Origin of the sequence: Haladaptatus litoreus (genome assembly GCF_900156425.1) — an archaeon.
GTDB lineage: Archaea > Halobacteriota > Halobacteria > Halobacteriales > Haladaptataceae > Haladaptatus > Haladaptatus litoreus.
The window spans coordinates 64883-88420 of sequence record NZ_FTNO01000008.1; the positions used below are offsets into that span (position 1 = coordinate 64883).

General features: G+C 53.9%; 21 protein-coding genes. 8 read left to right on the top strand and 13 right to left on the bottom strand.

Annotation, left to right across the window (positions count from 1 at the left end):
- Positions 1-340: 340 nt before the first annotated feature.
- Both BW974_RS23000 and BW974_RS23010 read right to left on the bottom strand, forming a co-directional pair.
- Complete coding sequence (locus BW974_RS23000; protein WP_139329009.1) at positions 341-808, bottom strand: hypothetical protein; 468 nt, start codon at positions 806-808, stop codon at positions 341-343.
- Between the two features lie 1048 nt (positions 809-1856).
- Positions 1857-2189 (bottom strand): DUF7344 domain-containing protein, encoded by a 333-nt coding sequence (locus BW974_RS23010; protein WP_076433391.1) that lies wholly within the window; start codon positions 2187-2189, stop codon positions 1857-1859.
- 372 nt (positions 2190-2561) lie between these two features.
- Between BW974_RS23010 and BW974_RS23015 the strand changes: the two genes are divergently transcribed.
- The 4 genes from BW974_RS23015 to BW974_RS23025 all read left to right on the top strand — a co-directional run bounded on the left by BW974_RS23015 (position 2562) and on the right by BW974_RS23025 (position 5754).
- Positions 2562-3212 (top strand): helix-turn-helix domain-containing protein, encoded by a 651-nt coding sequence (locus BW974_RS23015; protein WP_076433393.1) that lies wholly within the window; start codon positions 2562-2564, stop codon positions 3210-3212.
- Positions 3213-3464: 252 nt separating this feature from the next.
- Complete coding sequence (locus tag BW974_RS23020) at positions 3465-3824, top strand: DUF7344 domain-containing protein (protein WP_076433395.1); 360 nt, start codon at positions 3465-3467, stop codon at positions 3822-3824.
- Positions 3825-4053: 229 nt separating this feature from the next.
- Complete coding sequence (locus tag BW974_RS27380; protein WP_175609800.1) at positions 4054-4431, top strand: DdfA family disk-determining factor; 378 nt, start codon at positions 4054-4056, stop codon at positions 4429-4431.
- Positions 4432-4545: 114 nt separating this feature from the next.
- The gene (locus BW974_RS23025) at positions 4546-5754 is read left to right on the top strand and encodes a CBS domain-containing protein (protein WP_076433397.1); all 1209 of its coding nucleotides are present in this window, start codon (positions 4546-4548) and stop codon (positions 5752-5754) included.
- A 436-nt stretch (positions 5755-6190) separates the two neighbouring features.
- Here the strand turns inward: BW974_RS23025 and BW974_RS23035 are convergent, their stop codons facing one another.
- The 6 genes from BW974_RS23035 to BW974_RS27385 all read right to left on the bottom strand — a co-directional run bounded on the left by BW974_RS23035 (position 6191) and on the right by BW974_RS27385 (position 12245).
- Positions 6191-6619, bottom strand: coding sequence for a DUF7539 family protein (locus BW974_RS23035; RefSeq protein ID WP_076433399.1), 429 nt, complete (start codon positions 6617-6619; stop codon positions 6191-6193).
- Between the two features lie 96 nt (positions 6620-6715).
- Positions 6716-8524, bottom strand: coding sequence for an SLC13 family permease (locus BW974_RS23040; RefSeq protein WP_076433628.1), 1809 nt, complete (start codon positions 8522-8524; stop codon positions 6716-6718).
- A 1084-nt stretch (positions 8525-9608) separates the two neighbouring features.
- Positions 9609-10751: a DUF1214 domain-containing protein gene (locus BW974_RS23045; RefSeq protein ID WP_139329010.1), complete on the bottom strand. Its 1143-nt coding sequence runs from the start codon at positions 10749-10751 to the stop codon at positions 9609-9611.
- A 353-nt stretch (positions 10752-11104) separates the two neighbouring features.
- Positions 11105-11545 (bottom strand): ester cyclase, encoded by a 441-nt coding sequence (locus BW974_RS23050; protein ID WP_076433401.1) that lies wholly within the window; start codon positions 11543-11545, stop codon positions 11105-11107.
- A gap of 288 nt (positions 11546-11833) precedes the next feature.
- Complete coding sequence (locus BW974_RS25170; protein ID WP_076433403.1) at positions 11834-12022, bottom strand: polymer-forming cytoskeletal protein; 189 nt, start codon at positions 12020-12022, stop codon at positions 11834-11836.
- Entirely contained in the window at positions 11994-12245 is a 252-nt protein-coding gene (locus BW974_RS27385) for a polymer-forming cytoskeletal protein (protein ID WP_084186460.1), read from the bottom strand. The genes BW974_RS25170 and BW974_RS27385 overlap by 29 nt, the downstream gene beginning before the upstream one ends.
- Before the next feature lie 241 nt (positions 12246-12486).
- On the opposite strand from BW974_RS27385, the gene BW974_RS27390 reads away from it, so the two are divergent.
- Positions 12487-12750 carry a bacteriophage holin gene (locus tag BW974_RS27390; protein WP_076433405.1) on the top strand — a complete coding sequence of 88 codons (264 nt, stop codon included), beginning with the start codon at positions 12487-12489 and terminating at the stop codon, positions 12748-12750.
- Between the two features lie 106 nt (positions 12751-12856).
- On the opposite strand, the gene BW974_RS23070 is transcribed toward BW974_RS27390, so the two are convergent.
- Entirely contained in the window at positions 12857-14416 is a 1560-nt protein-coding gene (locus BW974_RS23070; protein WP_217694403.1) for a DUF1254 domain-containing protein, read from the bottom strand.
- A 279-nt stretch (positions 14417-14695) separates the two neighbouring features.
- On the opposite strand from BW974_RS23070, the gene BW974_RS23075 reads away from it, so the two are divergent.
- Positions 14696-15706: a sulfite exporter TauE/SafE family protein gene (locus BW974_RS23075; RefSeq protein WP_084186475.1), complete on the top strand. Its 1011-nt coding sequence runs from the start codon at positions 14696-14698 to the stop codon at positions 15704-15706.
- 268 nt (positions 15707-15974) lie between these two features.
- Here BW974_RS23075 and BW974_RS23080 read toward each other — a convergent pair whose 3' ends face one another.
- The 4 genes from BW974_RS23080 to BW974_RS23095 form a co-directional block, all read right to left on the bottom strand.
- Positions 15975-16940: a magnesium transporter gene (locus tag BW974_RS23080; RefSeq protein ID WP_076433407.1), complete on the bottom strand. Its 966-nt coding sequence runs from the start codon at positions 16938-16940 to the stop codon at positions 15975-15977.
- An 815-nt stretch (positions 16941-17755) separates the two neighbouring features.
- Positions 17756-18202 carry a Kelch repeat-containing protein gene (locus tag BW974_RS23085; protein ID WP_076433409.1) on the bottom strand — a complete coding sequence of 149 codons (447 nt, stop codon included), beginning with the start codon at positions 18200-18202 and terminating at the stop codon, positions 17756-17758.
- A gap of 772 nt (positions 18203-18974) precedes the next feature.
- Positions 18975-20480 (bottom strand): hypothetical protein, encoded by a 1506-nt coding sequence (locus tag BW974_RS25175; RefSeq protein WP_217694404.1) that lies wholly within the window; start codon positions 20478-20480, stop codon positions 18975-18977.
- A gap of 795 nt (positions 20481-21275) precedes the next feature.
- A complete protein-coding gene (locus BW974_RS23095; protein ID WP_076433413.1) occupies positions 21276-21689 on the bottom strand; it encodes a DUF5518 domain-containing protein in 414 nt (137 codons plus the stop codon).
- A 204-nt stretch (positions 21690-21893) separates the two neighbouring features.
- On the opposite strand from BW974_RS23095, the gene BW974_RS23100 reads away from it, so the two are divergent.
- Both BW974_RS23100 and BW974_RS23105 read left to right on the top strand, forming a co-directional pair.
- Positions 21894-22316: a hypothetical protein gene (locus BW974_RS23100; protein ID WP_245800275.1), complete on the top strand. Its 423-nt coding sequence runs from the start codon at positions 21894-21896 to the stop codon at positions 22314-22316.
- Positions 22317-23513, top strand: a complete 1197-nt coding sequence (locus BW974_RS23105) for an MFS transporter (protein WP_076433415.1) — start codon at positions 22317-22319, stop codon at positions 23511-23513.
- Positions 23514-23538: the final 25 nt, after the last annotated feature.

Genomic DNA, 23538 nt, shown 5'->3' on the forward strand with positions numbered 1-23538 from the left:
GGCGGCGGTGGATGAGACGGTGGTATTATACAGATGCAGAGAAAAGTACCAGGTGCATTCAGAGGGCGTTCCTGACTTCCTACACAAAAACGAGTGGGCGGGGGGGAGTAAAGAAGATTCGGTCGTGACGTAGTTCCTCAGTTCTCTTTTCTGCCATGTGACTGGAAAAGACTCTCACAGCGGCCCTTTTTATTCGTCATTCTATATTAATAAAAAACTCTTTCAATATTGAAATGATATTTTTCTCCAGTCGCTTTTAAAAGAGAACGTCGAAATTATCCAGGATGTGGAGGAACTCGTCCGCGCCGTAGACGCCCCCGGCGACCTCACGGCAGTCTACTCATCGTCCTGTAATCCACCACTTCATTCGTTTCCAAATAGGTGCATCTTGCCGCTCAATCCGGCGTTCTTGTAACGACTTTTCTTGCTCGACATACTCAACGAGTTCCTTATTCTCCTCGCGCTGGGCCAGAATCGTTCGTTTTTCGTTCTTGAGCCGGTCGATTTCTCGATCTTTCTCTGTGAGGCGCTCTTCATAGCGCTCACGCACAGTGTCAAGTTCATTTTCGTATTCATCACGCACCGTCTCAAGTTCGTCCTCCACCTCGCGAACCCTGCCGTATGCTTCGATGCATGTGCGGATTTTTTCCGGTGCACTCTCACCCTCGATCTCCGCAAGGATCGCCTCGTGCTCGCCATACGTTGTAACCGTATAGCGGTCTTTTGTCGCCTCCTCCCGTGACTGACCCATTTGTGCATCCGCACGCATGCCGTGCATATCAAAACATAGCAGACGCGCGTCAGACATGGCGAAAACATGCGTATATGCCTACGCATGCGAATATGCATGGCACGTGCATGTGAGAACATGCGCGTATGTCGGCGTATGTTCGCTGATGCACGCGAACCACAACCTCGGAGGATGGGATCGCTGTGTGCCTTTGTTTCTATTCCAAAAATCCTATAACAGATGCTAAGTAGCTACTGCGCAGCGAGGACATATTCATTATCACGGTTTCTGTGACTCAGTTAAATCTCAAAGATGGATAAAGAATTTTGAAATGTCACTTCGAAAATGATGGCCTTGTGCAGAAGTTGAGACTGCTGTTTTCAATGCATAGCGGTCGGTTACATCCGTCCTGATGAATACTTCCGTTTCGAGGGACAAACTCAATTGAATCGTGCATCCTGGGTACGCTGTTGCCGGTGTAGTCTCAACTCCCACGTCCGCTACAGAAGTTGAGACTGCCGTTCTCAATGCATAGAGAAGGAGATCTTATCGCTTGTTGATTTTACTGAGAATTTGCTGGCAGTGTTGAGAAATACTCAAGAACCGATAGCCAACTCATTAGTGTTCGAAACGAGACCGATTTTATCCCAAGAAAGCGCCTGCTCTTCTGAATACATATATTACCGTAAGGGCGGCCAGTAGCGAAGTTGCTAACGCGACAATATTCGCGGTGAATGCCCCAACAAAGTGTGAGAGAGTAAAATAAAGTACTGCAGGGAGACCCATCACAGCCAGTAGGACAGCAGTTCCTATCGTGATCGTCTGATCTACACGCTTCTCTGCCGAATTATTCATACTCACGATAAGACGACGTGATAAATGAATATTGTGTGTGGATGACGAATTCTTATTTGGCTTCCCGTAGGCACGCTGGAACCATATTTGATTGATTATCGCACATACAGAAACATGATCGTCTCTCTGGAGTAATCTACAACGCTATTGCCGGTGTTGTCTCATCTTCGGTGCGTGCATAAGTTGAGACCAGTGTTTTCAATGCATTGAGTACACTGGCGGAGAAGCTATGCTTCTTCAGAAGTTACAAGTTGATTTGTTTGTGGCCCTTTCAGAGCCACCCGTCAGGCAATTCGTCGCGATGATTGTGTATCAATTGAACGAGTGGCCGAATTTCCTCGAATCGAGGACCTTTTCGGACCTGATTTGTCTCTCGATCCCATTCGATAAAGCCCGCGTCCGCCAGTTTCGGGAGATGCGTATGGGTCATCTGGATTTTGAGGTTCTCCACATCCTCGTCTTCTATCGTGACGTCTGCTGGGATTTGCGTGTCCCCGTCGTCTTGTGGATTATGTTCGAGCAGGGCACTGAGTAGCCTTCGGCGATATTTGTTCGAAAGTGCATCGAGACTGACGTCTAAGCTTGGGCGTGGTAGTTCTCTCATAAGTTGATACCCTCCTCTCGTTTTACTGCACGATAGCGCGGTGCTGCATGGCCCGCAATCATAAACAACACTTCGAGCGGTGGAGGGAGTGGTTCCTCGGCAGGCGATTTCGTTCGTGAAGTATGTGGGTTGTCACCAAGAATCTCTCTTCTCATATTCAGTTGATAGAAACGTTATACCTGCAAAAGGACTGCCTTCGCAAGCGATGGCTCTTATACCGGTGACTCTATTTTGGGTGTTTCTCGATTACTCACTTCGGTAGTGAAGCCATGGGGGAGTAAAACCTACATTTACTCCACTCCTAGACCGAGTAGACAGCTCACGATGGTTCGCACAGACTATGGGTGAGAAACGAAATAGGAGATACAGACTATGATTGTGATCGCTGATGTGAGTATTCCGGCCGATGCGTTCCCGTTAGGCCGTATCCTTGAGGAATACCCCGAGATGGAGATCGAACTCGAACGCATCGTCCCGCTGCACGATGCTGTCATTCCCCTTTTTTGGGTGAGTGATGGCGATACGGAGGCGATCGAAGCAACCCTCAAAGAAGATCCATTGACCAAGAGTGTGAGACCACTCACACAGACTGATTCACGCGTCCTCTACGAGGTCGAATGGAGCCCCGAAGTCAATGGCGTCGTGCAGTCGCTGTTCGATTCCGACGCCCGATTGCTTGAAGCGGAGGGGACCGTCGACGTGTGGGATTTCCGCCTGCAATTTCGCACCCGTAGTGATCTCGATCGCTTTCGGGAAGCATGCGAGGAGAACGGTATCCCGGTGACGCTGCGGCGGTTGTATAATCCGGCGCTCCCGGAGGAAAATGGCCAACTTTCAGCCCGGCAGTACGAGGCGCTAGTCTCGGCGTACAAAGGCGGCTATTTCGAGGTTCCACGCGGAACATCGATGAGCACGCTCGCCGCCGAATTCGAGATCAGTGACAGTGCTGTCTCTCAACGGCTTCGCCGAGGGACCGCTGCACTCATTGCCGAGACGCTACTCCCGGAGTATTCTCAGTCCTAGGTCTCCTTCGTTGCTAAAGGCCCTCGTGACAGATTCTGTAATCTGTGTCTTCCTATGTAGTGAGGGACTTCTCGTTCTTTCGGTCAACCAGTAGTGGCGGATAATTGCCTTCACAGCTGAAGTCGACAGTATCTCATCTCCCACACTAGCTTCAGTTGTGCAGGCTAAAACTCCACCAATGAAGATTTTAAGTCATTAATTCCTTCAGTACCGAAGGAAAACACTCTAAGTGTCGGGTGCATACTGGCGACTATGGAGCGTGACGACCACCCGTCGGTCGACGAGATCTTTGAGGTGCTCACTCATCCTCGCCGGAGACTCCTCCTTCAGTACTTCAAACATAATTCGAATCCAATTGATCTCGATGATCTTGCGGCGCGCGTCGCCCGATGGGAGCAAGACCCCGCTGCGGTGCCATCCGAAATCGAAATTGACCACGTGCGGACCGCTCTTCACAAAACCCATCTTCCGCAAATTGATGCGGTTGGACTGATCGTCTATGATCTCGACAGCCACGCGATTCACTATGATCAATCGCGAATTCGGGCTGCGATGGAAAATGTCGTTAATGTCATCGAATTCCTCTATACGCAGCAGCCCGATTCCAAGTAATCAATAGGTAGTCCAGATGAGTCCAGCCGATTCTCGGTGGGTGAATGTGGCCTTACATATCCGTTACATCACGCTTCTTTGGATACTGTCTGAACGCTTCGTGTGAGGAGCGAATGTTCATCTATCCGATCGATCATCTTCTTCCACACATACATTAGGATGCAAATTTACATACAGAGTGTCTATTTACGACGTTCTCGAATCAATCTGGTGAGAGAGACGCACATTCATGACCAGCCAAGACGATGTCTCTGAGAGCAATATTGGATCACAGAATGCATCGACTATACGAGCACCAAACGACACGGAGTCGGTTACAACCACGATCATCGAGCGTATTCATGCCCATGAAGACATCTCTCCTAACGACCTTCCTCCGCTCTATGTGGTGATTGACCCTGAAGCACTTGATTTGTTGTTCGCGACGAAGCGGGATGGGTCACCCCGATCTACACCGGGGTCTGTCTCGTTTCAGTACCAGGATTATCTGGTACGGTCACGAGCGAGAACAACGTCACTATCGACCCGCATGGTATCGAGGACTCGTGACATCGCCAGCGGAAAGGGATTGCAGAAGTTGCGACTGGCATGCTCAATGCATAGCTAGTGTGTCTCAGAAACCCACCTAATAACCCAGTCAGTACTCAGCATACCTCGACTCCCAAGATCAAGGGTGGAACATGTATAACCGTCCAGCGCCCCTCTTAGTAAAGAGTAACACATGGATATCTCAGAGATTCTTTCGACAAAGTTCACGGAGTTCGACATCGGCACACCGCTCTCAAAAGTTGCCGGGGCGTTCGAGAATCAAGAACTTGATGCCGTCATCGTAACAGATGGCGACGAGTATCGCGGTGTTGTTAGTCGCCGACAGCTGGCTTCCTCGTCCAACCAGCCGTCTGCGAAGGTCGGCTCACGGGTACAACACGTCCCAACCGTCGACCGAACCGAGGATGTCCGCGAGGTTGCGCGGCTCATGATCGGTAGCGACGCCAAAACGCTCCCCGTACTCGACGACGACCGTGTTGTCGGTGTGGTGACCGGCGATGCGGTCCTCAAGGCTGTCCGTCCGTTTCTCGATGCAGTGACCGTCGACGACGCCTACACAACGGAGTTGATCAGTGCGGCCCCTGAAACCTCGATCGGAAAAGCACTTAATATGCTTCGAGAAGCCGGAATCGCCCATCTCCCAGTCGTCGACGAGGACGACCTCGTGGGGATGTTGAGCCTGTACGACGTCATCGAGTTCACGACGCGAGGCGGCAGCAAGAGCCAAGATGGTTCGTCGAGCGGCTTCGGTGGCCGCGGCGGTGGCGGGCAGAACCGTGGTGGATTCGGCGCGCGCGAGGGCGATGCCGACCGGATGCTCGATCTTCCGGTACAGAACCTGATGTCCGATGCAGTCGTGACCATCGAGCGGAGCGCACCGCTCGACGAGGTCGTCGAGACGATGTTCGCCCGGGAAATTTCCTCGCTCGTCGTCACGGCCGACGACACCAATGAGCCGATCGGTATCATCACGAAAACGGACGTCATTGAGGCGCTCACCTGGGAGCGCGATGATCGGAACCCCGTGCAGGTGTTCGGGCTCGACCTGTTGGAGGGGATGGATTACGACGACGTCTCCGCGCTGATCGAGAGCATGACCTCGAAGTACGGTGAGATGAGCGTGATCAAGGCCAGCATTCAACTGCAGGAGCACAAGGAACAGAGCCGGGGCGTGCCGCTGGTGCTGGCACGGATCCGGTTGGTCACTGACCGCGGCTACTTCACGGCTGATGGGGAGGGGTACGGTGCCTCTCACGCCCTCCGTCTCGCAGCGAACGCAGTCGAACGCCAGCTGCTCAAAGGGAAGACCTACGGCCAGTCGAAGAAGCATCCCGACACTGATGAGCAGGAACAGCTCTACGGCTGGTGGCTCGGGGGGTGAATCCACGAGGTTCAGTCCACCTCTCGATGGCTTTCCTACCGCTGGGTAACGAATGAGTGAGCTGAGGGAGCGCCAAAGGGGGTGAACACGCTAATACGACTACACCTCGATGAACAAAGTATGCCGATGCACCGCGATGGTACGCAGTCATTCATCAACTTCATACAGATGTCCCCCCAGGATCACCCAAAACACTGCAAGGAGTGTGGAAACATCGCTCGCGCCCAGTCGGAGTGACGCAAAAAAGCGTAATGAGGATGGCCTCTACTTCGTGCATACTTGTCCGGAGTGTGGTACAGAGGACGACATGTTTCTCAACCTCGCCCCAGAACACGAACGGTCTCAGGGGTGGGAAAGGCGATGCGCGACGTATCTCCCGGGATTGATTTGAATCCCCCAAATCTGCGACAATGCGAGGCTGAACCTGAGTCAGGGCCTAACCCTGCGTTTGACGGATGAAATCGTCGAGTTTTGCTTCGATGAGTGTCGCGACGCGCTCACTGTATTTCCAGAGTGCAGCGTTGAGTCGCTCTTCGGTTTCGTCGTCGAGATCGTCGGCCCCTCGAAGTACGGAGTCGCTGGTGATCTGTGGGTGGTAGACGCAGACAACGCCGAGTGAGGTATTCGGACTTGAGGTCCCCGCGGTGTGGATTCCGTACTGATCGGTTCCCCAGACACCATCGCCACCCTCTCGCTCCAGTTCGGAATCGAGCGCATCGAGCATTTGCACCTCTTCGGGGGAGAGGATGGGATCGTCGCCTTCGAACAGTTCAGTGTACGCCTCCATTCGGGCACTTTTCGTCCACTGGTCCAACTGGGAACGCGCCCGTAGTACGAGCTGTCGTTCGTCCGGAAACTTAGCCATACTTCTAGCACGACGGCCAGGTGAATCAACGTTCGTATGACACCTGCAGTCGGAGGTGGTGACGGTGGCGCACTATCTCGGGCAGAACGGTTCGTCTCACACGCGGACGCCCCAGAAGAACGCGATCCCGAGGACGGTGACTATCGAGAGGAGGAACTGTAACGGCGCGCCGACCCGAATGAAGTCAGAAAATGTGTACCCACCGGGTCCGTAGACGAAGAGATTCGTCTGGTATCCCACCGGCGTCATGAACGCCGTCGAGGCTGCAAACGTGACCGCCAGGACGAACGCGAACGCGTTTGCCCCGATCGACTGGGCAGTGCTGGCAGCCACCGGAATCATCAACACAACGCTCGCGTTGTTGCTGATGACGCTCGTCAACAGTCCGGTCGCGAGATAGAACACCCATAGAACGCCGATCGGCGGCAGGAACGTCCCCGTCGCCGCGACGGTACCCCCGAGCAGCGTTGCAGCTCCCGTCTGCTGCAGGGCGATGCCGAGCGGGATGACACCTGCGAGGAGGAAGATCACGTTCCACTCGACGGATGAGTAGAGTTCAGTCGGCTTGAGGACCCCGGTGAAAATCATTGCCACGACGCCAGCAAGTGCTGAGACGACGATCGGGAGGACGTTCAACGCGGGCAGTGCGACCACCCCGGCAATGATCGCGACCGCGAATGGGATTTTCTCGCTCCGGTAGGTCACCTCGTCGAACTCGTGGGCGACGATGAAATCTTCGTTCTCGACGAGTCGCGTGAGGCTATCAGGCGGTGCCTGGACCAGGAGCGTGTCGCCGACGCGAATGCGGATGTCCTCGAACCGATCCCGGACGACGTCTCCACGGGTGCGAAAGGCCAGAACGTTCGCGTTGTAGCGCTGTCGAAACGATGAACTCGCCAGCGTCTCACCAACGAGAAACGATCCCGACGGGATAACGACTTCAACGAGCACAGGTTTTTCCTCATCCGAATGCAGGTCGGCCTCGGTTCGTGGACCCCCCGATAGTGTGAGCCCTTCCGCATCTATGATGTACTCGAGTGTCTCTCGGTTCGTCCTAAGCCGGAGCGTATCGTTTTCGTGGATCTCTTTTCGAGCGAGCGGTTCGTCGAACTGCTCTCCATAGCGAATCAGCTGTAACACGTCGATATCCAGGTCGTCGTCGCCGAGCGCCTCCTGGACAGTCTGGCCGATCAGTGGTGAGTTCGCCGGGACGACGACGTCAGCGAGGTACTCCTGGAGAGCATACTCCTCGACGAGATCCTCGTCAGCCGGAATCCGTTTGGGAAGGAGTCGAACGCCGATCGTCATGAGATAAAGGGTACCGACGGCAAAGACGATGACACCGAGTTTGGTGAACTCGAACATTCCAAATGCATGTAATCCGAGCCCGGGCGACTCCGCACCGAGCTGGGCTGCGATATCACTCGCGAGGATGTTCGTCGATGTCCCGATGAGTGTGAGCGTCCCCCCGAGCATCGACGCGAACGATAGCGGCATCAGTAGCTTCGACGGCGACGTTTTCCCCTCGTGTGCGAGATCGGCGATGACGGGAACCAGAATCGCGACGACCGGCGTGTTATTGATGAATCCCGAGACTGGGCCAGTGACCCCAACCGTCGCGGCGAGTTGCTTACGTCGGTCGGTCCCGGCGAAGGTGGTCATCTTCCGGCCGATCAACTGGACGAGGCCGGTTCGGTTGATACCCGTACTCAGAATGAGCATCGCCAGTACCGTGATCGTCGCCGGGTTCGCGAACCCGGAGATGCCCTCCCGAGGCGAGATCTGCGTCCACGGTTCGAGCACCATCAACAACACCATCACCAGAATCGCAGTGACATCGATCGGAAACCACTCGGTCGCGAAGAGTGCGAGAGCGAGGAGAATAAGAGCAAAGACAACGAGCATCTCCGCTGTCACCGGTGTCGAGGCTAGCCCCTGGGTTGCCAGCGGAATTGAAAAGAACGGCATACTGTGTAGAGGTAGTCACATGAGAAAAGGTCTGGTATCTCGACCCGACGGACGACTGTTGGTCCAGTTGCGACCTCTGACCGGATGGCTCTGCTCGGTTGACGCCGTAAATGTTGTCCATGTGAAGCGGAAGAAGTCGGTGCTACTTGTCAGACGTCAGCGCATTTGTGATCCTTTAATATGGGTGTGAGCGTATTTTTACGAACGCAATGGCATTTTTAAAACGAATCGGGAGAGTTCGAGCAGTTCAAGCAGATGGCTACCGAGACCGCTACGCAGAATTCAAACTACCAGTGTGAACCGTGTGAGGCACGCTTTTATTCCCAGCTCGAACAGTGCCCCGAATGTGGGGCTGTTTTCATCAGGTAATGAGTTCAGAGACTGACTCGGCGTCTTCAAGACAACTCTCAAACAGAGAATTGGCCCACTCACGTAGCGGTCTCGACTCGGACTCGATCACCACGTGGACGACGCGATGGGTGTCGGTGGCCATCACATCGAAATCACGTTCGCCCATCCTGACCTCGCTGGGTGGATGCGAGCACACGAATCTAACGCAGGAGGAAACGGAGGACGCTGATTATAGCGTTGTAATCACGGGGGTTCGCAGAACCCCCTCTCGAACCACACCACCACACGAGATTCACACCGCATTGCCGGTGACACATGGTGGTAGTAATCGGTTGGTTACGGTGGAGTGCGTCTTTTTCTGCGTCATTTTCTGCGTCATTTTCTGCGAAATGGAGGGGGTCGCTCTCGCGATCCCCCTCTCTTATAACGTTGTAATCGACAACGCCCACTAGCGATAGTCAAGGACGAGGTGAGTGAGACCGTGCCGACGTATTCCAGAGTAACCAGTCAGCAGTTGGAAGACACCGTCCAATCATCGGTGAGGAATGGTGTGCTAGATAAAGAGGACAAGTTCAGCACGACCGTCAGGACAAGACAGCAGCCGAGCCGACGGTCGGTAGCACGCCGACGCAATCGGTAGCGGCCAATACGGCAACCATCCACCCATGTGTCACTCGACCGGCTGAGCTTTGGGAAATTGATAGCTCCCGTTGATGATTGGTTTGCGCGGTTGATAGAGCCGGACAACGTAGTGCCAGTCCTTTGGCGTGTAGAGGAAATTCGGTTGGTCGGGATCACCACCGAAGTGGATCGTGACGCTGCCATCGTCGGCTCGCTGTGCGGTCGCGTTGTTGATCGTGTACGCGTCGTACTCGTTCTTCTCGAAGTAGAAGTCCCCGTTGTAGACGCTGACCGACCAGAACCCGTCGACGGGAACGTCTTCGACGGTGAGTGTGTAGGGCATCTCGCCGTCGTTTTGAGCGGGCGTCCGGTGGAGGACCAATGCTTCCGACGGTTCCGGAACGCCGGTCCACCCTGCCGTACTGGCGATAAAGAATTTCACGGGATCGACCTGGCCGACGTCTCCAAACGCATCCGAGTAGTCGTCCAGCGTGAGTCCGACAGTGATGAGCGCGTCGTTGAGTTCTTTGTATGATTCCTGGTCCCAGTTGGGAATCTCGAATGAGCCAGCCGATGCCTGCTCTACGTCGGTCTTGTCCTGGAGTTGCTGGACTTGCTTCACATCGGCCGGATCGTTCGAGTCGACGAACGCGCGAATCAGGACGCCAACGTACCGCGTCTCTACCATATCTCGTGTAATCGTGTACGCGCCAGGTTCGGTGACGCTCAGTTTCACATATTGGCACTCGTTCTGGACGTTCATCGAACGATATCGGTCACCGCTGTCCGGGAGCGTGATGGTGACCGGTTCGGTCAGGTCGAACACCCCGAGTGAGGCGAGCACGTCGCGGTCTTCCCCGATAGCTACCTGGTTCTCGATAGGAGTTATACTCTCGCGATGATAGAACTGTCCGAACCCGCCATTGTTGACGGTTCCCTGCCATGTGATGTGACAGTTGGCGCGCGGGTAGTTCGCCCATGTCACCGGGACTGCATCGGTATTGTCCGTCGTCTGTTGCTGGGCCTGTTCAGTGGTCTGGCTCGGCATGTCTTGGTGAGCGCTGGCACTACCAACGCCCAGTGCGAGCAAGCCGGCGAGCCCTGCTCCTTGCAGCGCACTTCGACGGGTTGCCTGCAGCGGGTTGAAATTCGATTCTGCGTCAGTCGGCGTGTCGTGTGTGTGTTTGTCCATGGCTCATGTCTCGTTCGCTCAAGCGTTTCCCAACAGCACTGCCCCACCCGACTCTCACTCTCATTCGACAGTACAACATAAATAAATAACTTTAATATAACATGAATTCTACTGCATATAGGTGGTGAGAACTGTCGAACGACCTGTTCAACCTTGATAGATGTCCCATTTACATGCTGAGCAGGGTGCCTCTGGTCACGCCCCGAGGCTTTCCGCAGGTTTGGAATGAACACTTTCTACACCTCGCTTTCGTTCCGTTCGAACGGTTCGACGTCGAGTGTCTTGTTCGTCCTGCCCGCCGAACCAACGACGATACTGAAATCAATTTCAAAAACAGAGAGTCACCCGTTTGGCTATAGTTCGCTCTCGTCCACTTCGGGCGGTTCGACGGCACCCATCTGCGTGAGCATTCCTAATTCATCGGGACTCTCGTATCGTTCGCGTATCTTCCCGTCCTCAATTCGGTCGAAGAACATGCCGGTCATCTCGATTTGTTCGTTCGTCGGTTCGATGCCCATCGCCTCGCCACTGTGCGTCCCCCGCATGGTGTACCGGATCGCAACCTTGTCGTCCGACGCAATCACGTCCTCGACAGTCGTTTCGAAGTCCGAGAAGACGGTCCGAGCCTCTTCGGCTGCTTTCCGATACTCGTCCATTCCGTGGAGGTCCATTCTCGGCGCGTGATAGTCGATGTCTTCGGCGACGTACTCGTTCATCGCATCGAGATCGCCGGAACTGTTCCACAGTTCTTCGATTTCGTGGCGGCTGACTGCCTCGGTGTCACTGGTACTCATGGGTATCTCCCCACTTCGAGAAGGCCAGAGAACAGCATAAACGAACGACATTGTTCAGTTCGAAAACGGCTGCTAGAAGCCAGGAAACGGCGCCTGATCGTGGTTGAAACGATTACTTCCGTAAGGAACAAACACACGACAGTCAGTCCACACGGGATTGTCGGACACTTCGTACCTCCATCCGGACGAGTATTCATCGGCTTTCCTCAGGGGGAGTCGAACAGGTACACATCTGGCCCTGTCCCGGATCCAAGAGGATCTCTAGGCATGTCGAATCGTGCCAGCGATTTACGATCCTGATTCGCGGTTGAACGTGGTTGCACTATAGACGAGATCCCCACTGAGTCGCGCCATCTTTGTAACCGTGAGCGTTCCGCTCAACGTCCGCACGTCCTCGTTGACTATCCCCGCGAGCACCAAATCCTGTGCTGCCGACTCGACTTCCCCCTCAACCGTTGCTGACTGGCCAATGATCAATGATGAGTTCCTGGCATCTGGTCTTCACATCCCCTTTGACAGTTCCACCGATGGTGAGGAACTGACTTTCGGACTCGACATCTTCCCCAACAGTCCCAGCGATATTGAGGTTCTGACTATTCATCGTGATGCCCCCTTGAGCGGCGCCAGTTCGTGCGATAACAACGTTTTTGGCATTTACCCTGAGGTCACCAGTGACCGCTCCACGGACAATGATGATTATGGCGGGCTGTCAGACTTTGCGAATCTGACAACGTCTTGGAAACAGGAAGCCCCACCTTCACACACGACCCGTCAGGCGAGCGGTAGGGTGGGGTAGTTCATATCGACTTAGTTGCGCAAACTGGTCAATTCAACCACGCGCTCTCTCAATGTCAACACCCATATAGTAAATGAACATTCATAAATAACCTTGATTGTATTTCTCGACAACCTTTTTGTCCAACACCGTTGTAGCAGCGTTGATGACTTCAGAATCATCATCACACCTCGACCCATCGGCTATGGGAATGGCATGTGGGCTATTCTGGTCATTTGGGGTGGCCGTCATCGGGCTGACTGCTCGACGAGGGTGGGGGCAACGGTGGGAACAGTTGTTCGCTGACATATACCGTGGCTATAGCGAAACCAGATCCGGAATCGTTATTGGGGCTGTCTGGGCGCTTCTCGACGGGTTCACGACCGGATACACTGTCGCCTGGTTATACAACCGCTTCAGTTCGGAGTGACGATTCGCCTACCGTCACTCGTCTTGAGACAGAGCGAATAACTGGGGTGATGTGACGTCCTCTCCCCCTGTTTTCGCGTGTGAGGAGACCCCGCAGAGCGTCGCAATCACTCCTCCACAGGGACGACCTCGGGCATGTCATAGGACCCGTCGACCACCGACCAGTAGGGGCCGTAGAACCGAGCCGCAAAGCGCATGCCACCGTCGGGGGCCGGTAGCCAGTTTTGCACCTTCTCGGAGTCATCCGGTTTCTCGTGTTGCACGTAGATGACGAGTTCGTTGGCTTCTGTGTGCAACTTCCCTTCGTCGAGCATGTAGCTGTTGATGCTGTAGCGGTCGAGTTCATTTTCGACGAAGTAGCCCTGCGCGTCGTAGATCGGAATCTCCCAAAACTCGGTGACTGGTGGAAGGTTGTCGAGGTCGAATGTGATGGTGTATCGCGTCGACCCGTCCAATGGGTCGCCGCTCGCGTCGGTGAATCGAAACCCAGCGACGTGTGATTTGGGCGAGTCAGGGCCCGCATAGCCGAAGTCGGCCATGACAGCCCGGGTCAACCAGTCGGTTCTGAAGTCCCCCGTCGGCGCAAGGACTTGCCAGCCGTTCATGTCGACCAAGCCCTCTTGACCGGTAGTTCTGACGCGCTCGAATCCGTTCTCGAACCCGCAGATCAGCGCCTCCTGCACTTCATTATCGAGGGCGGACCACTCGAACTCCGTTCCCGGGGCGATTCCGACCGCTTCCAACCGGTCGAGCATTGCAGCCTCCTTTCGTGAGTCGTCGATGAGCGACATGCTCGGGTCGTTCAGGACGAGGGTGAGGAGGGTGAAGAAATCCGCTGCAGTCTGATTTTCGACCTGCTGCGTCGTGAGATCCTCCATTCGTGGGATCGTCTCGTAGTCGCCGGGGACAACTGGCTGTTCCGCCCGCGGCACGCCCGAGTGGTCGTTGGCGAGCCACTCGCTGAGCGGGGTAATAGTCGTCTGGTCCTGCAGGTCGTTGACGTGCGCGATTTCGGCTTCATCCGTGGAGTCGCGCAGCGCGTACCGAACTTCGGTTAACAGAGTCTTCGTCGGTGCCTGGACGACGTCGGTCGCGGCGAAGTCGCCCGGGATATCGCCCTCGTACCCGTCTGGCAGAATCAGGTACGACCGGGCATCGGTGCCGTTGAACTGATTCCCAGCGTAGAGGGGGTAGATCCCGTACTGGTCCATCAGCTCCAACGAAAAGTAGCGGTCGGTGACCTCGGGCATCTCGATGACGATGGGTTCGTCCTGCAGGTCGAGGAAGCCCTGCCCGTACAGGGTGGTGGCATTCGGACTGACGACAGCCGTGAAGTCGGCCGTTATCGGTCGGCCTTCGTTGGGATAGTACAACCGATTGACGCCCACGAAGACGTCGCTGTCTTTCTTCTGCGTGTAATTGAAGCGCGTCTCGTAGAAGATGACCTGCTGGAGGCCGTAAAAGTACGCGTCTTCTGCGATCGATGCCACCCTGGAATCTGTTCCGTCATCTGCAGACATCTCGTTCCGGGGCTGGCGGGCACTGGCACTACCGACGCCCATCGCGAGCAAGCCGGCGAGGCCTGCCCCGCGAAGTGCAGTGCGACGGGTTGCCTGCAGTGGTTCAGATTCCGTTTCAGCCGTTTTGTTGTGTGTGTCTTTGTCCATGGCTCATGTCCCCCCCTTCTTTCGCGTGGTGCTCAGCAGCACTGCCCCACCCGACTCGCACTCCATACGACGGACTCCTACAAAGTCCTGTCTCTAAATCAACATAAATTCCAGACAGAATAGCGGTGAGAACTGGTTGGCCACCAGTTCAGTTCTGATCTGAGATCTGTTGTATGTGCACTGAACAACCTCACCATCTCCTGTTTACATCAGTCACTTTGACTTTCCATCCCGATGTATAGAGGAATAACGAGGAGACCACAGTCTCCAGAACAGATTATGACGAACCGAGATACGCCGTCCCATTCACCCCAAACATCCACCAAAACCGAACCGGAGGTTATTGGAAGCAAAGCGAGAGCCCTTGATAAGGACAAAACAACGGTTGAGCGGCTTTCGATTCCTCGCTCCTCACTTCAGCGAATTAGCCTCCTTGCGGTGCTGTATCTTTTGAGTTTTGGTGTGTTTGTAACGGTGTTCAAACAGGATTCAGGACAGGCGTCACTTCCATTGTTTCCGACCGTTATCCTCATCGCGTTTCTGTTCGAACTTCTCGACTCGGCAGCAGGCATGGGTTTCGGCACGGCGCTATCACCACTGTTGTTAGTTCTCGGCTTTCCTCCATTGGCAGTTGTCCCGGCACTCCTGGTCTCCGAGACGGTGACCGGTAGTGTTGCCGGGGGAGTCCATCACGAACTCAGAAATGTCTCATTTTCATTTCGTCCGCTTAACGACGCGACAAAATTAGTGCTCTTACTTGCAAGCGTGGGAAGTCTCGCCAGCATCGGTGCCATTTTGCTAACATATTTTGCACTTCAGCTCCCGGACACGGTCATTCGGATCTATGTCTCTGTACTGGTACTGCTGATGGGATTGATTGGAATCATCCGAGCTCGACTGAAAGTACGGCTCGAATACCGTCCCCGTCGGTTGGTTGGATTCGCACTGGTTGCTGGATTCAACAAAGGAATCGGTGGCGGTGGATTTGGTCCAGTCGTAACATTGGGGGAAATTCTGTCTGGTGTCTACGAAAAAAGTGCGACGGCTATCGTCTCCCTTGCAGAAGGTATCGTTTCACTTGTTGGCGTTATTACATTCCTCTACATATCATCTTCGGGTGTTCCGGTCGATTTTACCCTACTGCCATCGATCTTTACCGGCGGATTTTTGGCGGCGATCGGTGCACCGTATCTCGTTCGTGTTTTCCCGAACAAGATATGGCGCTATCTGATTCCGTTGTATGCGACCGTTATCGGCATCCTGGGTCTCACCCTTGGAGTTGAAATATGAATGTCCACGAAACAAGTGTCGGGCGTTTCGTCGTTAGTTGTGTTTTCGGCGGCACCTCTATAGTTAGAGGAGGTGTTCCGATGATGGTATGTGGTCGTGCAGACCACCAATTCACGCTCCTGTCGTCGATGAAGACAATAGACTGATGCTTTGCTTATGAGATTGGTAATGATGTCTCTATAATCTGGAGCGACAATTCTAGCGACAGTTTGCTCAAGGCGAAGTGGTTAGGGGAGTCCAGCAGTCGATATGTCTCGGAGAAATTTCCTCAGAGCAGGGTGAGAGCAAACAGGAAATAAATAACGATGCTGATGATATCTTGAAGCGCAGTGGCCAGCGGACCGCTGCCAAGCGCCGGATCGACATCTAAAAGGATGAATCCTATCGGGATAAGCGAAGCAAGGAGAGTAGCGACGGCACTGGAGACGAACAAAGAGAGTCCAACCACGACGCCGATCTGCAGTGAACCGGCAATGAATGTGGCACCCAGACCGCCGAGCACTCCGATCATGCTGCCAATGATAAGCCCGATAAAGAGTTCTCGTAGCAGATACGGCCCATAGTCGATATCCATGACGGCGAATGCCCTGACAGCGATGGCTTCTGACTGTGTTCCAACTGAATCGGCGATATAGGCGATGACCGGGGGAAAGAAGGCGAGCGCAATGGTTTCCCGCAAAGTTGCCTCGAACTGGCTCGAGATGACGCTAAGGAACAACCCGACCACCAGCCCGAACAGGAGCCACGGGGCCCGGCTCCGGACGGCAAAGCGCACCCGAGCGGAGGCAAGGTCTGTTATCTTGATTCCTGTCTTTTGGATCCCGGCGCTAAGGAGAGCACTCTCAAGGTGCTCTCTGTGCATAGTGTCGATGATGGCTTGGGAGGTGACAGCACCGATGAGTCGGCCATCACCGTCTACTACTGGTATCTCGTCCCTGTCCTCTTTGACAGCGAGGAAGACAGCGTGCTCCCGATCAGCGTCGGGATGCATACGGGCCTTCGCGCGTTCCATCAGGCGTGAAGCATGAGTGGTATCCGCCGCCTGTAAGAGGTTCGTGATGTCGATCCGGCCGATAAGTCTCCTGTCCTTGAGAACGTAGATTGTGTCAGCACTCTCCCACTGGTTGCCGACGAGCTGTTCGAGGATGGCTGCGACGGTGTCCCCCGATTGGCATGTAGGAATCTTCGTGGATGTAATGCTCGTAATCGTTCTATCCACCGCACCTGGCACCATATCAGAGACGTATACGACGGATATCCGGAAAACATCTCCCGTGGGAACGAGATGTTGTGGTGTCTCAGAACCACTCCACTAGTTGAGAGCCAAAAACTCGGGGGAAAACTGGTCTTGGCAATGCTTTGTGGGCTATTCTATACCGAGTCTTCACTCGGGGCTTCCCGATCTTCGATTATGGCGTGAACGCATCCGTATCTGCGATACAGACGTGTCTATTAGTGCCTTGTTTGGTGTGACCCCAGCAATATAGAGAGTGTTACCGATGACACCGCTTCCGGACCCGGTGCGAATTGGCGCAGGTGCCTGCGAGAGAGTCGTATACGTGTTTGTCGAGGGATTATAGCGGACGGTATTCCGAAGATACGATCCGGGGTAACTCGTTCCGACAATCTGGTAAGTCAAATAGATCTGATTGTTAATCACTGGATTGTTGCGACCAGCATAATACCCTGCCCGCGGCGTCGCTCGCAACGTAGACACTGTTTTGGTGACAGTATTGTACCGATAGTTCGAGCTTGCCGGACCAATGTTCCCACGCCATCCACCAATCGCGTGGATGCAGGCTTGCCCGTTCACCACGACACGTGCGGCGACAGGCCACCGCTTCGCTGCTGGCATCAGGGCGAGTCGTTGATTCGCCACGGTATCCGTTACCGGATTGAACGTCCAGATCCGTCGGCAATCGAATCCACCGACGGGATCACCCCGTGCACCGAAATCCGTCGCGTCAGTGGGATGGGCCTTTTCCCATGCGACCGAGGTCCCTCCACCCAAACAGTAGATAAGGCCGTCAGATGGATTGTAGGCAGTGCTCATCGCCCAGTTCGGATAGGACACCGAACACCTTTCGTCGCAGTGAGGTCCGTCCATCCACTTCCGGGTTGGAATACGTAGATTTTGTCCGTCGGTGGCGTACCCGTCGTATACGGACTATCGGCTGGCGCGCCACCGAAACTATAGACTTTCCCGTTGGCGGCAACACCACTCGTTCCCCACAGTGCTGCCAGCATGTTCTCGAATTGCGTCCACTGACCTTGCGATCCAACCGTCGGATTGTATCCATACGTGTAGGAAACCGTTTTCAGTCCGTTGTCGGTTCTGATCCCGCCGAAAATATAGAGTATATTATCAAGAACTGCAGCTCCCATGTTGCTTTGTACCTGTGGGAGCGATGCTTTTGCGGTCCACGATGCGGCAGTAGCGGTCACCGAGTTCGTCTGAGTCCCGATCTCGGCGGCAGTCGGACTACTGACTGTCACTGGCTGTTCGATGCCAATAGCACTCAGATCAAGCTGCCATGTGAGTAGCTCATTTTGATGGGTTGGTTGCCAATTCGGCAACGAATTTGTTACAGCCCGTCTCGAGTGTTTGTGGTGCTATTGTCGACGAACTACCGAGCAGATCGCTGGAGATTTGGAGCATCTGGTCGCTCAGGTTCACGTACCCGAAAATCACTCTACCCATCCCCTCTGTAGATTCACATCGTACCACGAATAGCTCGATTTGGGATGCTATGGAGTCTGCTCACTCTCTGTGGTCTGTATCACTGGCAGATGAGGTCTGATCATGACCGGCAGCGATACCCGTGGCGATGAGACCACTGGTGGCTGCAAGGAACGTCCGTCAGCCGAGGGGTTTGGGATCCATGGTGCATCCGAGTGGTGGCGGTGAAGAGAATTAAATCGAGAAGACAGTTTTTGAATAGTGAACTGAGAACGAACTGCCTGTAACGAACTGCAAGGCGTTCAGATGCGACCTGCTTTCCGAGGATCACATGGTCAGGACTGGCTTAGAATACGACAAATGTTGATCGATGGCTAATTTGATTCCGAGAGACGTTTAGAACGGGTTTGCAGTAGTGAACTACCTCACCCTACTCGCTCACGGCCGACGCGGTTCGCTCCTTGAGAGTGGGGCTTCCTGCTTCGATGATGCTGTCAGACTCTGCGAGTCTGGCAGCCCATCAGATCCGGCGAATCGATGAACGCGCTTTGCAGATACAGATGTACCCTCACTTGGCAAAATGGTCGTTCAGGCAATGAGACACTGCTTGTCTGTGACAGTGAATACCTTTTTGCCATCGATAAGCACTCTCTCACCGACTGCTGCACCGAAGTTCGATTCGGTTGACGCAGGCCCCAGTTCGATGACGGGACCCGCGTTCGTGAAGTCAAAACTCTCACCGGGTTGGAGCGTGAGTTCACCTTCGTTCGATCCGCCGAAATTAAAGGCGACGAATACCGTCCTGTTTGTCGGATTTGTAAGTTTACAGCCATCTATCCGAAGGTTGAGGGTTGGTGTCGCGCAGTCAGCGGCGGGTGGGCTCGTTGCCGTCGGTTGAGCGTCGATGGCGAAGGGTTCAAGATTGAGCCGCCAGGTGAGGCGTTCATCTGGAGTTGTCGGCTCCCATTTCACAGTAAAAGTGTTGCGACCTGGTTCAAGTGTTTGAGGTGGTTCACTCGTAGCATTCCCGACGAACTCGCTCTGCACGATAAGTTCCGTATTGTTCGGATTATCATACGCGAAAGTGACGTTACTGCCGCCGTCGGTTGGGCCACAGTGTTCAAAAAACGGCTGGACGGGATCCGGGATAATCTGCTGGAAGCACTCTTCCAGATTTGGATTCGCCACCGTGATTACCGGTTCACCGAACTCCTCATCGAACCCTGACAAACGTGTGATGACGAAGCCGCTGATATCATCAATATCGCCTGCGTTCGATCGATCGATGATGGTTCGTCCGCGGACGGGACCGATGACATTGAACGACGTCGCAAACCCATCGCGGGCGAACCACACGGTGTCGATAGAGATTTGTTCAAAGTTCCCTTGCACGATAGCTCGGTCACAGTCGAGGTATTCTATGGATCGTTTGCGATCTTTTGTTGGTTTACCGATCTCCCGCGGACACACGCGCCGGCCATTAAGGAAGATCGTCGCGCTGCCGTCAACGCAGAAATCGGTTATCTCCCCAGAGAAACGGTAGACATCGACCTCGCCTGAAACGGATCCACAGACTCGCTTGCCTGTGATACGATCACTCTTGTCGACAGTTACCTCGCGGCCTTGAATCGGTAGATCGTCCGCATCAGCACTCTTTTTGACACTCCCACTCACCTCGAACTTATATGAAATGACATCCTCGGGGGTACCACCAGTAATTACGAGTTGGTTTGGGAACTGGAATGCTTCTCGCTCACACCACGGTCCCGCGTATGGATTGTCCGCACTGTACAGTGCCGGGGCGCCTGGAACCGGTATCGGATTCGGGTCAAGTCGCAACGATTCGATGGTGAACGGATACGGCTCGAACTGTTCGACGGGATGGAAAATTGTCACACCACTGATCGGGTCTGGAAAGAGAATCTCTGTTCCGATACCTGCTTCGTCCCAGAAGCTCGCGTTTAATTCGATACCTTCGAACTCCCCGATTACTCGCGCCGTATTACAGTCAAGAAATTCAACCGGTGTCTCTGCGGCGGGATTATCCCCGAGCTCATCGGGGAACACACGTTGTCCGTTCAAAAGGATCTTCACTCGCTGAACAGTCCGGCGGGTGAGCGAGATTCGAAATCGAATGATTCGTCCTGTGAAACTGTACGCGTCGATTCCGCCCGCAATGGTGCCCGTCACGTAACTCTGATCGTCCGAAACGACATCCCCTCTGTCCGCGGTGATTCCATGATCAGAGACGGGCGCACTGCCACCTCGCCGGCTCTTCTGTATGCGACCGCTGACCACAAACTGGTATTCGACGACATCGGTGGGTGACCCACCGGCAATGACGAGGTAATTGCGCTTGTTTCCGCAGTATGTCCCATGCTCGTGACCACGGCCCGCACTGACGCCTGTTCCGAGAAGGCCAGCGGTCGCGCCGAGGACGGCACGCCGGCTTACACATTCCAGTTTCATAACTAGGAACGAGTGCTTCTCCGGCAAGAAGAATAAATCGGTAAAATCGTTTAGTCTCGCTTCAGGATCAGAAGGAGAAACTTAGTCGGTATTCATACCAACACAGGTCGATCCTAGCTCAGAACAGGTTGACTCTGACTAGACTGACTGTTAAATTCGTTCTCGTCGGAGAACTCTACTTCGGTACGTCCGCCGGTCATTGTACTCGGTGTGAGATCTCCCAGTCGATCGCTTCAACCGGTGAGCATGGGAAATGAGTAGTAGCGACGTCCACCGTGCGCTGTTGTGCTCGGTCAAGCAGAGCCGTGCTGTCGCACTCTCATCATCATATCGGTTGGTTAGAACGATTCCGCCGCCAATTAGATGGACAGAAGGATGTCAATCCCATCATCTTCTCAATAATAGCAGTCTTCAACTCCATTACTGAATTTCTGCTTCGGGAGCCTCCCGAGGTGTAGTCCGGCGACCCTTGATCCACCCACTGATGGAACCACCGACACCACCTGAAATGGCTTGAATCATTAAAACCGTGAAACCCCAAACGCTTTGACCGAATTCGAGGACGACTTGGCCAACCACGAATTCCGCAAACAACCCATATATGATCCAACTGACCAAGAGAATAATCCCGACGAAAAGGGCAGCGACTCCTCCATTTATGGCGCCACGATATGCCCCCACGACCATCGAGCCGGCAATGAGACCACCAACGAGACCGGGTATCACTTTCAGTGGGCTAGATATTAGAGCGGGCGGAATAAACCATGTGATGAGGAGGGCGAGAATGAAATCGATGAGAAACCCTGCACTGATGGCTCTCCAGTTAATCTCCATGACCAACCGAGAAGTAAGTCCCACGAATAGTTAACTATTTGTAAAATGCATCTGACTGTTGTGGTTGATGTGATGTGGACAGGTACAGGGCCGCTAGCTCACCAGGTACGTCGTCGATGGAGACGATATACTGGTGGGATTCGTGTTCTCGTGGCTCTCGTTGGTGACCTCTAGTAGTCAATATTCGAACAGAACACTGAACTCGTGAACTTCCGCGAGAAGCGTGCCGAGAGTCAGCAGGTCGAGGATAAGTATCTCGATGTGCTAGAGCACGCGAAGACGAACGACGTGATGGTCGCACGATTAGGCTATCGGGAAGTCGCGACCCACTACGGCTGTGCGTACACAAACGACGGCTATCGAGTAATGGAGGAGATGGCCGATCGAGTACCCGGCGTGACCTACAAAACGTCGCGAACGTTGTCAGTGGACGATGCAATGGACGTCGGCGGTCACCACATCGAAATCACGTTTGCCAATCCCGACTTAGAAATGTTACCGACGGCAGCTGGGAACTTCTGGGGATTGATGAACTATATAGAAATAGACATATTCCGATTCTCCCATTGTGATTGCCGACATCCAAACACTCCCTCCCTTCCATCGCAAATGTTCCGTAAGTCCTGAATGAAACGGTCTCAAATCTTTCAAGAATCACCAGCAACGACCATCATATTTGCAAGTACACTTGTCGCTGTAATGGGTGTCTCACTCATTAGCCCAGTACTGCCTGCTGTCCAAGAGGCCTGGAATATTACGGAAGCACAGGCCAGTTTATTGCTCTCCGCATTTACTTTACCCGGAGTGTTTTTGACGATTCCGATCGGGATTGTCATCGATCGAATCGGCCGAAAACGGATTTTCATCCCATCGCTTGTCATCTTCGGTCTCTCCGGGGCAGGAGTCGTCTTGCTCTCAAGTTTTGAAATGATACTTGTTCTCCGAGCGATCCAAGGGGCGGCAAGCAGTGCGATTGCAACGCTTACAGTCACACTGATTGGTGATCTCTATACTGGGGAAAAACGACGGACTCTGATCGGGATGAATGCAGTCTTTCTTGCGGTTGGTGCCGCGGGATATCCGCTCTTGGGAGGCGCACTCGCAACTTTGTCGTGGATGGCTCCCTTCATTTGCTTTCTACTTGGAGTAGTAGTTGCACTGCCAGGAATTGTCTTTCTGGAAGAACCTTCTAATAACAATTCCGGCGCAGATACCAGTATCCGGGAGTTTGTGACCGGGGCAGCGCCGATGAAGCCCTATCTGGTTCTTTATACTGCGATCTTCGGTATCTTTCTTCTCCTCTATGGAGCACAGCTCACCGTTGTCCCGTTCATACTTGCTAATTCCTACGAATACTCATCAGGAGTAATCGGGCTTCTTCTTGGACTGCCAGCAGTAACGATGGGCCTGACAGCCATGCAGGGGGACAGGTTGCTGCAGTCATTTTCGAGTTTCCAATCCATTGCACTCGGATTCACAAGTTATGGAATTGGTCTCGTCATCGTATCTATGGCTAACTCGGTATACACGGTTGCTGGTGCCCTTTTGTTATTCGGCGTAGGGCAAGGACTCGCCGAACCAATTACTGACACTGCACTCAATGAGCTGGCACCAGACGAATTTCGCGGGAGTATAATGAGTATTCGGACAAGCGTTCTTCGTCTTGGAACTACTATTGGACCACCGGTATTCGTTGGTCTCGCGACGATTGTTGGGTACGCACAAACGTTGCTCATTGGTGGTGGTGCTGCGCTACTCGTCGGGGTTGGTTGGCTACTGGTCCGAGGCTCACAGACGTCACGCGTAGTGGTTTCCGATCAATAATCCTCATCAAGAGTGTCATCCTCGA